Source organism: Hydrogenophaga intermedia (assembly GCF_000723405.1).
Lineage (GTDB): Bacteria > Pseudomonadota > Gammaproteobacteria > Burkholderiales > Burkholderiaceae_C > Hydrogenophaga > Hydrogenophaga intermedia.
Map to the genome: position 1 here is coordinate 18966 of NZ_CCAE010000006.1, position 15800 is coordinate 34765.

Annotated in this window: 15 protein-coding genes; 2 read left to right on the forward strand and 13 right to left on the reverse strand. The window is 71.3% G+C overall.

The features are described 5' to 3' along the window. Positions 1-64: 64 nt before the first annotated feature. Both BN948_RS05760 and BN948_RS05765 read right to left on the reverse strand, forming a co-directional pair. On the reverse strand, positions 65-2893 hold the full coding sequence (locus BN948_RS05760; protein ID WP_081921884.1) for a molybdopterin-dependent oxidoreductase: 2829 nt from the start codon (positions 2891-2893) through the stop codon (positions 65-67). Next, positions 2890-4614: an NAD(P)H-dependent oxidoreductase subunit E gene (locus BN948_RS05765; RefSeq protein ID WP_009516654.1), complete on the reverse strand. Its 1725-nt coding sequence runs from the start codon at positions 4612-4614 to the stop codon at positions 2890-2892. The genes BN948_RS05760 and BN948_RS05765 overlap by 4 nt, the downstream gene beginning before the upstream one ends. Positions 4615-4703: 89 nt before the next feature. Here BN948_RS05765 and BN948_RS05770 point away from each other — a divergent pair, with 89 nt between their 5' ends. Then, entirely contained in the window at positions 4704-5816 is a 1113-nt protein-coding gene (locus tag BN948_RS05770) for a substrate-binding domain-containing protein (protein WP_009516653.1), read from the forward strand. A gap of 60 nt (positions 5817-5876) precedes the next feature. Beyond that, the gene (locus BN948_RS05775; protein WP_009516652.1) at positions 5877-7169 is read left to right on the forward strand and encodes a serine hydrolase domain-containing protein; all 1293 of its coding nucleotides are present in this window, start codon (positions 5877-5879) and stop codon (positions 7167-7169) included. Between the two features lie 3 nt (positions 7170-7172). Here the strand turns inward: BN948_RS05775 and BN948_RS05780 are convergent, their stop codons facing one another. From BN948_RS05780 to BN948_RS05830, 11 genes are all read right to left on the reverse strand, one after another. Beyond that, a complete protein-coding gene (locus BN948_RS05780) occupies positions 7173-7844 on the reverse strand; it encodes a 2-hydroxychromene-2-carboxylate isomerase (protein ID WP_009516651.1) in 672 nt (223 codons plus the stop codon). Then, positions 7841-8065, reverse strand: coding sequence for a DUF1289 domain-containing protein (locus BN948_RS05785; RefSeq protein WP_009516650.1), 225 nt, complete (start codon positions 8063-8065; stop codon positions 7841-7843). The genes BN948_RS05780 and BN948_RS05785 overlap by 4 nt, the downstream gene beginning before the upstream one ends. A 1-nt stretch (position 8066) precedes the next feature. Then, positions 8067-8594 (reverse strand): YbaK/EbsC family protein, encoded by a 528-nt coding sequence (locus tag BN948_RS05790; RefSeq protein ID WP_009516649.1) that lies wholly within the window; start codon positions 8592-8594, stop codon positions 8067-8069. Next, positions 8591-9007, reverse strand: a complete 417-nt coding sequence (locus tag BN948_RS05795; RefSeq protein ID WP_009516648.1) for a PIN domain-containing protein — start codon at positions 9005-9007, stop codon at positions 8591-8593. Before BN948_RS05795 ends, BN948_RS05790 begins: the two co-directional genes overlap by 4 nt. Next, the gene (locus BN948_RS05800; protein ID WP_009516647.1) at positions 9000-9224 is read right to left on the reverse strand and encodes an AbrB/MazE/SpoVT family DNA-binding domain-containing protein; all 225 of its coding nucleotides are present in this window, start codon (positions 9222-9224) and stop codon (positions 9000-9002) included. The genes BN948_RS05795 and BN948_RS05800 overlap by 8 nt, the downstream gene beginning before the upstream one ends. Positions 9225-9282: 58 nt before the next feature. Beyond that, positions 9283-10194 (reverse strand): hydroxymethylglutaryl-CoA lyase, encoded by a 912-nt coding sequence (locus BN948_RS05805; RefSeq protein ID WP_009516646.1) that lies wholly within the window; start codon positions 10192-10194, stop codon positions 9283-9285. A gap of 12 nt (positions 10195-10206) precedes the next feature. Continuing rightward, positions 10207-11127 carry a 2-hydroxyacid dehydrogenase gene (locus BN948_RS05810; protein WP_009516645.1) on the reverse strand — a complete coding sequence of 307 codons (921 nt, stop codon included), beginning with the start codon at positions 11125-11127 and terminating at the stop codon, positions 10207-10209. Between the two features lie 99 nt (positions 11128-11226). Then, positions 11227-13239, reverse strand: a complete 2013-nt coding sequence (locus BN948_RS27550; RefSeq protein WP_009516644.1) for an acetyl/propionyl/methylcrotonyl-CoA carboxylase subunit alpha — start codon at positions 13237-13239, stop codon at positions 11227-11229. 1 nt (position 13240) lies between these two features. Continuing rightward, positions 13241-13861: a DUF4126 domain-containing protein gene (locus BN948_RS05820; protein WP_009516643.1), complete on the reverse strand. Its 621-nt coding sequence runs from the start codon at positions 13859-13861 to the stop codon at positions 13241-13243. Positions 13862-13867: 6 nt separating this feature from the next. Next, a complete protein-coding gene (locus BN948_RS05825; protein WP_009516642.1) occupies positions 13868-14662 on the reverse strand; it encodes an enoyl-CoA hydratase/isomerase family protein in 795 nt (264 codons plus the stop codon). A 1-nt stretch (position 14663) separates the two neighbouring features. Continuing rightward, entirely contained in the window at positions 14664-15800 is a 1137-nt protein-coding gene (locus BN948_RS05830; RefSeq protein WP_009516641.1) for an acyl-CoA dehydrogenase family protein, read from the reverse strand.

Genomic DNA, 15800 nt, shown 5'->3' on the forward strand with positions numbered 1-15800 from the left:
CTCCTTTGCCGTGTGAACGATGACCCATGATGGGTCAGGGTCACGACCCGCGGCTTGAGGCGGCTCAAGCGGATGCCACCTCCGCGGCCGCGGGCCGCACGTCGACCGCACAGTACTTGAGTTCGGCGATCTTGCCCAGCGGATCCAGCGCCGGGTTGGTGAGCAGGTTGGCCGCGGCCTCGGCGTAGGCGAAGGGGATGAAGGCCGTGTCGGGCGGCATGCCGTCGTCGATGCGCACCGGCAGTGCGATGGCGCCACGCCGCGAACTCACTCGCGCGAGCGCGCCCGCGCGCAGTCCCAGGCGCTCGGCCGTGGCCGGGTGCAGGCTCACCACGGGGCTGGGCTCGATGGCGTCGAGCACCTGGCTGCGCCGCGTCATGCTGCCGGTGTGCCAGTGCTCCAGTTGCCGCCCGGTGATGAGCACCAGTGGGTACTGGGCGTCGGGCTCTTCGGCCGGCGGCACCAGGGCCGCGGGCACCAGGCGCGCACGGCCCTCGGGCATGGGGAAGCCGTCGGTGAAGACCACCGGCTGGCCAGGGTCCTGCTCGTCGCGCACGGGGTAGGTCACGGCGCCCTCGCGCCACAGGCGTGGCCAGCTCAGGCCGCTGATGCTGGGCATGAGCGCACGCATTTCCTCGTACACGGCGCCGATGCCTTGCGCGCCGTCGCCGCTGCCCGAGCCATCGGCCGCGATGCCGTAGCCCCAACCCAGGCCGAGGCGCACGGCCAGCTGCTCGGTGATCCAGGCGTCAGCCCGCGCCTCGCCGGGCGAGCCCACAGCCTTGCGGCCCAACTGCACGCAGCGGTCGGTGTTGGTCACGCTGCCGGTCTTCTCGGGCCAGGCGGTGGCGGGCAATACCACGTCGGCCAATGCCGCGGTTTCGGTGAGGAAGATGTCCTGCACCACCAGGTGGCCGAGCCCCGCGAGCGCCTCGCGCGCGTGCGTCGCGTCGGGGTCGCTCATGGCGGGGTTCTCGCCCTGGATCAGCATGGCGGTGATGTCGCCGCGGTACGCCGCGTCGATGATCTCGACCACGGTGAGGCCGGGCTCGGTGCCCAGGGTGCCGGGCGCCAGGTGCCACAAGGCCTCGGCGCGTTCGCGCGCGGCCACGTCGCCCACGCGCGCGTAGTCGGGCAGCACCATCGGGATGAGGCCGGCGTCGCTGGCGCCCTGCACGTTGTTCTGGCCGCGCAGGGGGTGCAGGCCGGTGCCGGGGCGGCCGATCTGCCCGGTGATGAGCGAGAGCGCGATCAGTGCGCGCGCGTTCTCGGTGCCGTGCGCGTGCTGGCTCACACCCATGCCCCACAGGATCATGGCGCTCTTGGCGGTGGCGAAGGCGCGCGCGACCTCACGGATGACCTCGGGTTCGATGCCGCAGACGGGCGCCATGGCCTCGGGCGTGAAGGCCGCCACGTGGGCCTTGATCGTGTCGAAGTCGCGCGTGTGCGCGGCGACGTAGGCCGGGTCGGTCAGGCCTTCGCTCACGATCACCTGCAGCATGGCGTTGAGCAGGGCCACGTCGCTGCCGGGCGCAAAGCCGAGGTAGCGCCAGGCGTGGCGCGCGAGCTCGGTGCGGCGCGGGTCGGCCAGCACCAGGCGGGTGCCGGCGCGCACGGCGTTCTTGATCCAGGTGGCGCCCACCGGGTGGTTCTGCGCGGGGTTGGCGCCGATCAGCAGGACGAGATCCGCGTGCGCCACGTCGCGCAGCGGGTTGCTCACCACGGCCGAGCCCAGGCCTTCCATGAGGGCAGCCACGCTGGAGGCGTGGCACAGGCGGGTGCAGTGGTCCACGTTGTGCGTGCCGAACGCCGTGCGCACCAGCTTCTGGAACAGGTAGGCCTCTTCGTTGGTGCCCTTGGCCGAGCCGAAACCCGCGACCGGGCTCGCACGGCCGCGCGCGGCGGTGGCCGTGAGCGCGGCGCGGAAGCCGGCGGCGGCGGCGTCCAGGGCTTCGTCCCAACTGGCCTCGCGAAACAGTTCTTTCCAGTCGCGCCGTTCGATGGCCGTCGGGTCCTTGGGTGCGTCGGCGCGGCGGATCAGCGGGCGCGTGAGGCGCTCGGGGCTGTGCGCGTAATCGAAGCCGAAGCGGCCCTTGACGCACAGCCGGCCTTCGTTGGCCGGGCCGTCGATGCCTTCGACGTGCGCGATGCGGTCGTTCTGATCGACGTGGTAGCGCAACTGGCAGCCCACGCCGCAGAACGGGCAGACCGAATCGACCTGCTTGAGCGATGCCTGGGCGAAGGCCCCGTTGGCCGGTGCGATGGCGCCCGTGGGGCAGGCCTGCACGCACTCGCCGCAGGCCACGCAGGTGCTCGCGCCCATGGGGTCGTTCTGGTCGAACACGATCTGCGCGTGGCCACCGCGAAAGGCCAGGCCCAGCACGTCGTTGCCCTGCGTCTCGCGGCAGGCGCGGATGCAGCGCGTGCACTGGATGCAGGCGTCGCGGTTGACGGTCATGGCGGGATGGCTGTGGTCCTCGCCCACCACCTGGCGCAGCGCGAAGTGGCCATCGCGCGCGCCGCTCACGCGCGCCCAGTGCGCGAGTTCGCTGTCGTGTTTGAGTTCGGCGCTGGTGGGCGCGTCGGCGACCAGGAGCTCGAGCACCGTGCGGCGCGCGTTCGCGGCGCGCGGCGTGTCGCTCCTGACCACCATGCCCGCCGTCGGCGCGCGGCAGCACGAGGGCGCGAGCACGCGCTCGCCCTCGATCTCGACCACGCAGGCGCGGCAATTGCCCGCCGGGCGCAGGCCGTCGCTGGCGCACAGGCGCGGCAGCACCACGCCGGCGCGCTCGGCGGCGGTCAGCAAGGTCTCGCCGGGCGCGGCTTCCACCGCGCGGCCGTCGAGCGTGAAGGGAATGGGCGCGGCCTCGCGCGGCAGGTCGTTCGTGTTCACAGCCCCACCTCCTGCGCGAAGAAACGGCGCACGCTGTCCACCGGGTTGGGCGCGGCCTGGCCCAGGCCGCAGATGCTGGCCTCGCGCATCACGGCCGAGAGTTCGTCCATGCGCTCGGCGTCCCAGCGCGGCGCCTGCATCAGGCGCACCAGTTGGCCCGTGCCGGCGCGGCAGGGCGTGCACTGGCCGCAGGACTCCATCTCGAAGAAGCGCATGAGGTTGAGCGCGGCGTCGCGCGTGCTGTCGTGCTGGCTCATCACCACCACGGCCATGGAGCCGACGAAGGCGCCGTGTTCGGCGAGCATGTCGAAGTCCAGCGGCACGTCGGCCAGCGCGGCCGGCAGGATGCCGCCCGAGGCGCCACCGGGCAGGTACGCGTGCAGCGTGTGACCCTCGACCATGCCGCCGCAGTGTTCGTCGATGAGTTCTCGCAGCGTGATGCCCGCGGGCGCCAGGTGCACGCCAGGCTGGTTCACACGGCCCGACACCGAGAAGCGCCGCAGCCCGTGGCGCCCGCGCCGGCCCAGCGCGGCCCAGGCCGCCCCGCCCTGCTCCAGCAGCGCGGGCACCCACCACAGCGTCTCCAGGTTGTGCGCCAGCGTGGGCCGGCCGAACACGCCGTTCATGGCGACGATGGGCGGCTTCAGGCGCGGCAGGCCGCGCTTGCCTTCAATGGACTCGATGAGCGCGGATTCCTCGCCGCAGATGTAGGCACCCGCGCCGCGCCGCAGTTCGATGCGCGGCGGCTGGTAGTGCGGGAAGCGCTCGCTCAGCGCGCGCAGGCGCGGCGCCAGCGCGTCGATTTCACGCTGCAGCAGGGGCCGCGCGTCGTGGTACTCGTCGCGCAGGTAGAGCCACACGTGGTCCAGGCCCACCACCTCGGCCGCGATCAGCAGGCCCTCGAGCACCTGCGGCGCGCCGGTGCTGAGCACCTGCCAGTCCTTGAACGTGCCGACCTCGCCTTCGTCGATGTTGACCACGCCGTGGCGCGGGCCGGGTTGGGCGCGCACCGTGTCCCATTTGCGCCAGGCGGGGAAGCCCGCGCCGCCCAGGCCGCGCAGGTTGGCGGCCTTCAGTTCGGCGATGACCCCGTCGGGCGTGACATCGCCCGCCAGCAGGCGCTGCAGTTGCGCCAGACCGTTCGGCAATGGGGGCGGCAACTGGCGGGGGCCCGTGTCGCCGCGCGCCACATGGTCCGCGATGGATTCGACCGTGGCCCGGGGCAACTGGCGCTGGCCCACGCAGGCGGCGGGCGCCTGGTGGCACTGGCCGATGCAAGGGGCTTCTTCCACCGCCACGTCGGCGCGACCGGCCAAGGCATCGCGCGTGCGGGCCAACAACTCCTCACCACCGGCCATGGCGCAGGCCAGGCTGGTGCACACGCGCACGGTGGTGGTGGCCACGGCCGCGTCGTCGTCCACCACATGGAAGTGGTGGTAGAAGCTCGCGACTTCGTAGACCTCGACCTGGCTCAGGCGCAGGCGCTCGGCCAGCGCGGCCAAGTGGCCCCGGCGCAGCGCGCCCTCGGCGTCGTTGAGGCGGTGCAGGTGCTCGATCAGCAGGTCGGCGCGCGCCGCCAGATCGGCGCACAAGGCGGCCACGCGCTCGCGCGCGGCGGGCGCCACCTGGCGGCCCTTGGGCGTGCGGCGGGCGGGCCCGCGGGCCTGCCGGTCCAGCGGGCGGATGGGGATGACCCGGGGGGTGTCGTGGGTGGAATTCATCGCGCCTCTGCGGGCCGGTTTGTAGGACGCTGCAGGCTAGCACCATGAACAGGGCTTAATATGTTTTCTCTTGCACATATGAACCGCACATGGCCAGCCGCTCCCCACCCGATCCGCTGCGCGTGAGCCTGCAGCCGCACTGGCGCGTGGCCCGTGCGGACGGCGAGCCGCTGGACGCGACCGCCCTGCTCGACCTGCTGGCCACCGTGCAGGCCACCGGCAGCATCGCGCAAGCCGGTCGCGAGGCGGGGCTGTCGTACCGCCACGCCTGGGGCCTGTTGCGCCAGGCCGAGGCGCTGTTCGGCGAGCCGCTGCTGGTGCGTGGGCGCGGGCGCGGCTCGGCGCTCACCGCACTGGGCGACAAGCTGGTGTGGGCCGACGCGCGCGTGGCCGCGCGCCTGCAGCCGCTGCTGGAATCGCTGGCCTCGGAACTGGAAGGTGAACTCGGCCGCGTGCAGCGCCGCGCGCCCGCTGTCGCGCCCACGGCCCCCATGGCCCGCCTGCACGCCAGCCATGGCTTCGCCGTGGCGGCGCTGCGCGAGCAACTCGCGGCGCGCCAGGTGCCGGTGGAGTTGCGCTACCGCTCCAGCCTGGAGGCGGTGTCGGCGCTGGCGCACGGCGAGTGCGATCTGGCGGGCTTTCACGTGCCGCTGGGCGAGTTCGAGGCGGCAGCCGCTCAGCGCTACCTGGCCTGGCTGCGGCCCGATCAGCACCGGCTGGTCCACCTGGCGGTGCGCACGCAGGGCCTGTTCCTGGCGCCTGGCAACCCCTTGGGGCTGCAGGGGCTGCAAGACCTGGCGCGGCCCGGCCTGCGCTTCGTGAACCGACCCGAGGGCTCGGGCACGCGCGTGCTGATCGAACTGCTGCTGCAGCGCCAGGGCATCGCGCCGCGTGCGCTCCTGGGCTACGACAACACCGAGTTCACGCACGCGGCCGTGGCGGCCTACGTGGCCAGCGGCATGGCCGACGCGGGCATCGGCGTGCAGACGGCCGCGCACCGCTTCGGCCTGCACTTCATTCCGCTGCTGCGCGAGCGCTACTTCTTCGCCGTGCCGGCCGACGCGCTGCAGCGACCGGAGCTGCGCCCCGTGCTCACGGTGCTGCGCTCGCCGGTGTTTCGCGCGCGGGTGGCGGCGCTCAAGGGTTACGAGGCCGCGCAGACCGGGCGCGTGCTGACGCTGGGCGAAACCTTTGGCGACTGAGCGGGCCGCTTGACGCTCGCGGACCACCGCCGTCTACTGCCCCATCCGGGAGGAACAACCATGCGATCACTGTTGCTGTCCCTGGCCTTGCTGACGGCCCTGCCCGCGCCCGCCGCGCCCCCCGATGCCGAGGCCAGCGACCCGGCCCGGCTGGGCTGGATGAAAGGCGCCCCACCGCCGGCCGAGCGCACCATCCGCTTCGCCGACGGGAGCTACGCCGACTTCCCGGCCTGGCGCTGGAGCGTGTCGCACTTCCGCGAGCTGATGCCCACCGTGCAGGTGTCGCGCGGCCTGGGTGCGCCGCGTGCCTTGCCACGCACCGAACGCCGGGACATCGACGGCCTGCGCTTCACGCCCCTGGGTGGCGGCGAGCCCATCACCTGGGCGCAGTCTCTGGCGCTCAACTACACCGACGGCATCGTGGTGCTGCACCGCGGCCGCATCGTCTACGAGCGCTACGCCGGCGCGCTGACCGAAGAAGGCCAGCACGGCCTCATGTCGGTCACCAAATCGTTCACCGGCCTGCTGGGCGCGGTGCTGGTGGCCGAGGGCACGCTCGACCCAGCCCGGCGGGTAGACCACTACGTGCCCGAACTCGCTTCATCCGCTTTCGGTGACGCCACCGTGCGGCAACTGCTGGACATGACCACCGGCATCCGCTTCAGCGAGGACTACGCCGACCCGAAGGCCGATGTGTGGCAACACGCGCAGGCCGGCAACCCCTTGCCCAAGCCCGCCGACTACCAGGGCCCGCGCAGCTACTTCGAGTTCCTGCGCACGGTGCAGGCCCAGGGCCGCCACGGCGAGGCCTTCGGCTACAAGACCGCCAACAGCGACGCACTGGGCTGGGTGATCGCGCGGGCCAGCGGCCAGTCGGTCGCCGAGCTGCTGTCGCAACGCCTGTGGCGGCGCATCGGCGCCGAACAGGACGCCTACTTCACCGTCGATTCGATCGGCACGCCCTTCGCGGGCGGCGGGCTCAACGCCGGCCTGCGCGACCTTGCGCGCATGGGGGAGTTGCTGCGCAACGGCGGCCGGCTCGGCGGCCAGCAGATCATTCCGCGCGCGGCGGTGGACGACATCCGGCGTGGTGGCTCGAAGGCCGATTTCGAGAAAGCCGGCTACGCCCTGCTCAGGGGCTGGAGCTACCGCAACATGTGGTGGGTGACGCACAACGAACACGGCGCCTACATGGCCCGTGGCGTGCATGGGCAGGCGCTGTACATCGACCCGAAGGCGGAGATGGTGATCGCTCGACTGGCCTCGCACCCCACGGCGGGCAACGCGGCGAACGACCCGACCTCGCTGCCGGCGTACCACGCGCTCGCGCGGCACCTGATGGCGCGGCCCTGAGCGTCAGCGCCGCTGCACGCCCACCGCGGTGCGCGCCGCGGCTTCCCAGGCGCCGCTGTCGAACCAGGCGTCGCCATCGAGCCAGGCCTTGACCATGGGCAGGGCATCGAAGCCCCAGAAGATCCGTCCGTCCATCACCAGCGCGGGCACACCGAACAGCCCCAGGGCCAGGGCCTCGTCGGTGTTGGCGCGCAGGCGCTGCTTCACGGCGTCGCTGTCGGGTTCGGTCCAGGGCCGGCCACGCTGCGCCATATGGTCCTGCAAGCGCGCCTGCAGCTCGGCCAGGCGCGCGGGGTCGGCCGCGTCGGCTCCGCCGTGCCAGACATGGTGGAACAGCAGCTCGGTGACGTAGCGGTTGGTCGCGCCGGGCGCCTCGTCGGTGGCGGTGGCCAGGCCCAGGCGCAACAGGGGCAGCGGGTTGAAGGGGTGCGTGGCGGGCAGCTCGAGCCGAATGCCGTGCGAGTGCGCGAGCCACTGGATCTGGCGATAGGTCCAGTCGCGCTTGGCCGGGATCTCGGCCGGGCCCAACTGGCCATGCGCCTTGAGCAAGCCGGCGAACAGCACCGGGCGGTAATGCAGCACCACGCTGTGGCCCATCAGCGCCTGCGGCAGCGCCGCGAAGGCCAGGTGCGCGTAGGGGGAGATGGGGTCGTAGAAGAAATGAATATCCGTCATTCGACGATCACCTCGCGCGTTTCGAGCTGCGCCCACACGGCCAGCTTGTCCTCGTCGCTCATGCGGCTCCAGGCGCCGATCTCGGCGAGCGTGCGCAGGCAGCCCACGCACACGTTGCGGCGCTCGTCGAGCCGGCACACGCTCAGGCAGGGTGAGGGCACGGCCACGGCAGGCTGGCGCATGCGGGCACGCTTGAGGCTGGGGCGTTCGGGGGTGTTCATGTCATTCGGCCAGGGTCTGCACCACGTCCGCCACCGGCGCACCGGTGTAGCGCTCCAGCTCCTGCGGCGTGAGCGGGAAGACCGCGTGCGGATGCCCCGCCGCAGCCCAGACCACGTCGAAGCGGAACAGCTCGCGGTCGATCAGCGTGACGGGTTCGTTCGCGTGCGCCAGTGGCGACACGCCGCCGATGGAGAAACCCGTCTGCGCCTTCACGAAATCGGCGTCGGCGCGGCCGAGCTTGTGGCCCTCGCCGCAGACCAGGGCCTGCACCAGTTTCTCGTTCACGCGGCGGTCGCCCGAGGTGATGACCAGCACCGCGCGCTCGTCTCCCTTGCGGCGGAAGATGATGCTCTTGGCGATCTGGCCCAGCGCCACGCCCAGCGCGTCGGCCGCCTGCTGCGCGGTGCGCGCGGCGTCGTCGAGCATGACGGGCGCGTGCGCGTGACCCAGCGCGGCCAGGCGCTCGGCCACGCGGCGGATGGCGGAGGAGGTCTGCAGTTCGGACACCGGCGTCGAAAGGGTGGTCATAAGGCGGTGGCGCCGCTCAGGCGGGCGGCGGCGCGGTCAAAGGTGAGCATGGTGTCGCAACCCATGTCGCGGTAACGGGCGAGGTGCAGGCAATCGGCGAAGTCGGCCGATCCCTGCTCCCAGGCGTACACGGCGCGCTCCACACTGGCCTCGTGCTCGATGCGCAGGTCGCGGGTTTCGAGCAGGCCTTTGAACACGCGCAGCACGGCTGCCTTGTCCAGTCCCGCGCGGCTGCGCAGTACCCACTCGAGTTCGAGCAGCACGCCCAGCGCGACCATGACGAGCTGCCCGCGCGTGGCCGCCTTGGCCAGCATCCGCTGCACGCGGCGCGTCTGCTCGGCGTCGTCGGCCAGCACGAGGCGCGCGATGACGTTGGTGTCGAGCCCGACCGGACCATCAGCCACCTCAGCCACCGCGCGGTGCCTTGAGCTGCTCGGCCGGGATGGGTTTGCCCTTGTACCCGGCGATGCCCACGAGATCCTTCAGGCCGCGGCGCTTGGCCCGCATGATCACCGTGCCGTCGTCCATCAACGTGAAGTTGAGCTGGTCGTGCGGCTGCAGGCCCAGGCCCTCGCGCACTTCCTTGGGGATCGTGGTCTGGCCTTTGGAGGTCAGGGTGGCGTTGTACATGTCGCATTCCTTACAAACTGTCAGTTGGTAAGGATTCTAGACCAGCCCCGCCGCGGCCTCAAGCCTTGCGCTTGGCCAACACCGCGCGCGCCACGCGCGAGTTGGTGGGCCGGCCGAGCTGTTCGCTGATGTAGGCGCCGGCGTCGATCAGCGCGTCGAGGTCGATACCGGTGTCGATGCCCATGCCGTGCAGCAGGTAGACCACGTCTTCGGTGGCCACGTTGCCGGTGGCGCCCTTGGCATAGGGGCAGCCGCCCAGGCCGGCGACGGAGGCGTCGAACTGCCACACGCCCATTTCCAGCGCGGCCAGGGTGTTGCCCACGGCCTGGCCGTAAGTGTCATGGAAGTGGCCCGATACCGAGTCGATGTCGTAGTGCTTGAGCGTGGCGTCGAAGGCTGCCTGCACCTTCTTCGGCGTGCCCACGCCGATGGTGTCGGCCACGCCCACGTGCTCCACGCCAATGCCCTTCATGAGGCCCGCGAGGTACTCCACGCGCGAAGGCGGCACATCGCCCTCATAGGGGCAGCCCACGGTGCAGCTCATGGCGCCACGCACGGCGATGCCTTTGGCCTTGGCCGCTTCCACCACCGGCGCGAAGCGCTCGATGCTTTCGGCGATGCTGCAATTGATGTTCTTCTGGCTGAAGGCCTCGCTGGCGGCGCCGAAGACGACGATCTCGTCGGGCCGGTCGGCCAGGGAGGCCTCGAAGCCCTTCAGGTTGGGCGTGAGCACCGAGTAGCGCACGCCCTGGCGCCGCTGAATGCCCTGCATCACTTCGTGGTTGTCGGCCATCTGCGGCACCCACTTGGGGCTCACGTAGCTGGTGACCTCGATCTCCTTCAGGCCGGCGTCCTGCAGGCGGTGCACCAGTTCGATCTTGACCGCGGCGGGCACGGGCTGCTTCTCGTTCTGCAGGCCGTCGCGCGGGCCGACGTCGACGAGCTTGACGCGATGGGGGAGCGGGTTCATGGGGTGTCCTTTTCAATAGCCGCGCTGGCGGTCCACCTCGCCCACCACGGATTCGCCGCGGCCGAGCGCGGCGATCTTGCGGGCGATCTGGTCGATGCTTTCCTCGCGCAGGGTGCGGGCCGAGGTGTGCGGCGTGACCGTGATTTTCAGGTGGTTCCAGAAACCATGCGCGGCGGGCAGGGGTTCGGTGCGAAAGACGTCGAGCGTGGCGCCGGCCAGGTGGCCGCTGTCCAGCAGGGCGAGCAGGTCCTCGTCCACCACGTGGGCGCCGCGCGCGAGGTTGACGAGGTAGCCGCCGGGCTTGAGCAGGCCCAGGGTGCGGCGGTTCAGGATGTTTTCCGTTTCGGGCGTGAGCGGCAGCAGGTTGATCAGCACGCGACAGCTCGACAGGAAGGCGTCGAGTTGCGCCTCGCCCGAGTGGCAAGTGACGCCGTCGATGGCCTTGGGCGAACGGCTCCAGCCATGCACCGGGAAATCGAACACCGTGAGCGCGCGCGCCACGCGCTCGCCGAGCACGCCCAGGCCCATTACGCCCACCGGGTAGTCGGCGCGGGCGCGCGGCTTGCGGTAGCTCCAGCGGCCTTCGCGCACGTCGGCCTCGTAGCCGTCGAGTTCGCGGAAGTGGCGAATCACCGCGTGGCAGGCGAACTCGGCCATCTGCACCGACATGCCGGCGTCGTCGAGCCGCACGATGCGCGTGCCCGGCGCGATGCGCAGCTTGAGCAACGCGTCCACGCCGGCGCCGGTGTTGAAGGCGGCCTTGAGCGCCGGCTGTTCATCAAAGAATTGCTGGGGCGGCGCCCAGACCACGGCGTAGTCGGCGGCGGGCGCGCCGGGTTGCCACACGCTGACGGTGGCGTCGGGGAACGCGGTCTGAAAACCCTGCTGCCAGGGTTCGGGCTTCTGTTGGCTGACGCAGATGGTGATGTGCATGGGGGGATGCTAACGAGCAGAGTCGCCGCCGGGCCGCCCCAAGGCGACTCGCACCCCCTCGGGGGGCAGCGACGACACGAAGTGCGGAGCGTGGGGGCGTCAGTTCGCGGCGGCCAGCGTCAGCAGCTCCGCGCCTTCGGCCACCTGGTCGCCGGGCGCATACAGCAGTTCGGCCACGGTGCCGTCGGCCGGCGCGGCGATGGTGTGCTCCATCTTCATGGCCTCCATCACCGCCAGCGCCTGGCCCTTCTTCACCGCGTCACCCGCCTTCACGGCGAAGGACACGACCTTGCCCGGCATGGGGGCGGTAAGGCGGCCGCCCTCGCCCTCGCCTTCGCCCGCGTGGGCCAGCAGGTCGATCTCGACCAGGCTGGTGGCGCCGCGCGCGGTGAACACGTGCACGGTTTCGCCCGTGACCCAGGTCTGCACGGTGTCACGGCGGCCGGCGAATTGCAGGTCGAAGCGGCCGTCGTCCAGTGGCTCGATCAGCAGCGGGCCCTGCACGTCGCCCAGGGCGAGCGTGAGGGCCCCGTCGCGGCCGTAGGTGAGCATGGCCTGCAGCGTGGCACCGGCCACGTCGAAGTCGAAGCGGCGCGTGGTAAGGCCGTGCGAGCGGAAGCCATCGCGGCGCGAGAACGGGTCGGCGCCTTCGAGCGCGCGCTCACCCAGCAGGGTCTGCGCCACGGCGGCGGCCACGGCCGTGGGCGTGCCCACGCGGTCCTGCTGGAAGAGCACGGCCGACTCGCGCGGGATGAGCGCGGTGTCCAGGCGCGCCTTGGCGAAGGACTCGCTGCCCACCACGTGCCGCAGGAACTGCACGTTGGTGGCCAGGCCCACGATGCGCGTCTCGGCCAGCGCGGCGTCGAGGCGCGCCAGCGCCTGCTCGCGGGTGTCGCCGTGCACGATGAGCTTGGCGATCATGGAGTCGTAGAAGGGGCTGATGGCGTCGCCCTCGCGCACGCCGTCGTCGAAACGGACCGCACCACGCGCGAAGGCCGCGTGCGCCGGCTTGCGGTAGACCCGCAGCGTGCCGGTGGCGGGCAGGAACTGGTTGTCGGGGTTCTCGGCGCAGATGCGGGCCTCGATGGCGTGGCCGGTCATGCGCAGCTCGTGCTGTTGCAGCGGCAGCGGCTCGCCGCCGGCCACGCGCAACTGCCACTCCACGAGGTCGAGGCCGGTGATGGCTTCCGTCACCGGGTGCTCCACCTGCAGGCGCGTGTTCATTTCCATGAAGTAGAAGCGCATGGCCTCGGGGTGGTCGTAGCCCTCTGGCTGCTCGACGATGAATTCCACCGTGCCGGCGCCCACGTAGTTCACGGCCTTGGCCGCCGCCACGGCGGCCTCGCCCATGCGCTGGCGCAACTCGGGCGTCATGCCGGGCGCGGGCGCTTCCTCCAGCACCTTCTGGTGGCGCCGCTGCACCGAGCAGTCGCGCTCGAAGAGGTAGACGCAGTTGCCGTGCGCATCGCCGAACACCTGGATCTCGATGTGGCGCGGGCGCTGCACGTACTTCTCGATCAGCACCGCGTCGCTGCCGAAGCTGTTGCGCGCCTCGCGCTGGCAACTGGCCAGCGCGGCGGCGAAATCCTCGCTCTTCTCCACCACGCGCATGCCCTTGCCACCGCCGCCCGCGCTGGCCTTGATGAGCGCGGGGTAGCCGATGCGGTCGGCCTCGCGCTGCAGCAGGGCCGGGTCCTGGTCGGTGCCGTGGTAGCCGGGCACCAGGGGCACGCCGGCCTTCTCCATCAGGCGCTTGGATTCGGCCTTGAGGCCCATGGCCTCGATGGCCGACGAGGGCGGGCCAATAAAGACGAGGCCCGCTTTCGCGCAGGCGTCGGCGAAGTCCTCGTTCTCGCTGAGGAAGCCATAGCCGGGGTGGATGGCCTGCGCGCCCGTGGCCTGGGCGGCCGCGATGATGCGCTCCCACTGCAGGTAGCTCTCCTTGGGCGCGGAGCCGCCGATGTGCACGGCCTCGTCGCAGGCCGCCACGTGCCGGGCGCGCGCGTCGGCGTCGGAGTAGACGGCGACGGTCTTCACGCCGAGGCGGCGCGCGGTGGCGGCGACGCGGCAGGCGATTTCGCCGCGGTTGGCGATCAGGATCTTGTTGAACATCTCAGCTTTCCTTCGGGAGCGCGGGGAACACGCGGCGCCAGGCCGCGCGGAAGAACTTGAACAGCAGCCAGGTGATGGCCCACATGGCCAGCACGGCCATCACCAGCAGCACGGCGAACACCAGCGGGTGCTGCGTGGCCAGCCACAGGGCGCCGACGACCAATCCGTCCTCGAGCAGGCTTAGGCCGACGTTGGAGAAGGGCTCGGGCGAGGCGTTGGCCGCCGCGCGCGTGCTGGTCTTGGCGGCCTGGCTGGTGGCGGCCAGGGTGCCGCCCAGCAGCGCTGCCATCAACGCCATGGTGGCGCTGTCGGCGCCCAGCGCGCCGGCCGCGAGCGCGGCACCCGCGGGCACGCGGATGACGCTGTTGATCAGGTCCCAGATCGAATCGACCCAGGGGATCTTGTCGGCGAAGAACTCGATGAAGAGCATGAAGCCGCTGGCGCCCAGCAGCGCCGGGTGCTGCAGCACCTGCAGGCCCGGGGGCAGCGGCAACCAGCCAAGCCAGCCCGCCAGGCCGGTGAGGAAAACCACGAGGTACAGGCGCAGGCCACTGGCCCAGCCGAGCGCGGCGGCCAGCGCCAGCAGCTCGGGGGTGCCCAGATGGTTCAGCGCGTCCTGCATGCTGGATCAGCCCTGCGCCGGCAGCCAGGTCGGCGAGCGCTTGTTGAGAAACGAAGCCAGCCCCTCGCGGCCTTCGTCGCTGGCGCGGATGTCGGCGATGCGGCGCGCGGTGTCGGCGCGCAGTTCGGCCGTGAGCGGCTGGCCCGCCACGTCGCGCACCAGGGCCTTGCAGGCGCGGGCGGCGGCGGGGCCGTTGTTCACCAGCGTGGTGACGATCTCGTCGACCTTGGCGTCCAGCGTGTCGGGGGTGGTGAGTTCGTGCACCAGGCCCAGCGCCCGGGCCTGCGCGGCGCTGAAGCGCTCGGCCGTGACCATGTAGCGGCGCGCGGCCTGCGCGCCCATGGCGCGGATGACATAGGGGCTGATCGTGGCGGGCAGCAGGCCCAGGCGCGCCTCGGACAGGCAGAAGGTCGCGCCCTCCACGGCCACGAGCACGTCGCAGATGGCCGCCAGGCCCATGCCGCCGGCGTAGCAGTCGCCCTGCACACGCCCCACGACGGGGACGGGGCACTGGTCCAGGGTCCAGAGCATGTCGGCCAGGCGCTGGGCGTCGGCGCGGTTCTCATCCCAGGAATAGCCAGCCATGGCCTTCATCCAGTTCAGGTCGGCGCCGGCGCAGAAGGCCTTGCCGTGCGCGCCGAGCACGACCACGCGCAGGTCCTTGTCCTGCGACAGGGATTCGAAGGTTCGCGTGAGCGCGGCAATCACCTCGTCGTTGAAGGCGTTGCGCACGTCGGGGCGGTTGAGCCACACGCGCGCCACGTGGGCGCTGGGGCGGGACACATCGATCACGTCACTCATCTCAATACCTCTTCGCTACTTCTTCCAGCATCACTTCCGTCGCGCCGCCGCCGATGGCCAGCACGCGCGCGTCGCGCCACAGGCGTTCGATCGCCGTCTCGCGGATGAAGCCCATGCCCCCGTGGAACTGCTGGCAGGTCTGCACCACCTCGTTCACCAGCTCACCCGTGAGGGCTTTGAGCATGGACACGTCCTGCACGATGTCACGCCCCTGCGTGACGGCCCAGGCACAGTGGTACATGAACTGGCGCGCCGCGCGCACCTTGGCGTCGAGCATGGACAGGCGCTGGCGAATGACCTGCTGGTCCCACAGCGGCCCGCCGAAGGCCTGGCGCTGGCGCACGTGGTCCAGTGTGAGCTGCAGTGCGCGCTGACAGTGGCCCACGGCCATGGCGCCCAGGGCGATGCGTTCGGTCTGGAAGTTCTTCATGACGGCGTAGAAGCCCTTGCCCTCCTCGCCCAACAGGTTGGCAGCGGGCACGCGCACCTTGTCGAACACCAGCTCGGCGGTGTCGGAGCTGAGCCAGCCCGTCTTGTGCAGGGCGCGGCCCACGCTGAAGCCGGGCGTTCCCTTCTCGACGATGAACATCGAGACCTCGCGCTTGCCGGGGCCGGTCTTGGCCGCGACGAAGTAGAGGTCGGCGTGCACGCCGTTGGTGATGAACATCTTGGTGCCGTTGATGACCCAGTCATCGCCGTCGCGCTTCGCGGTGGTGCGGATGCCCGCGACGTCGGAGCCCGCGCCGGGCTCGGTGATGGCCACCGCGCAGATCGATTCGCCCGCACAGACCTTGGGCAGGTGCTTCGCCTTCTGCGCGGCGTTGCCCGCGTGGTGCAGGTGCGGGCCGGCCATGTCGGTGTGCACGAGCACGGTGATGACGAAGCCCGCAAAGGTGCTCTGCGACAGCGCCTCGGCAAACACCAGGTTGGTCAGCGCGTCGGCGTCGCCGCCGCCGTATTCGCCTTCGAAGGCGATGCCCAGCAGGCCGGCCTGGCCCATGCGGCGCAGCACCTCGCGCGGCACCATGCCGCGTTCTTCCCAGGCCTGGGCGTGCGGCTCCACCTCGCGCGCGACGAAACGCGCCACCTGCTCGCGCAGGGTCTGGTGCTCGGGGGTGTCGTAGATCGTGGTGTCCAA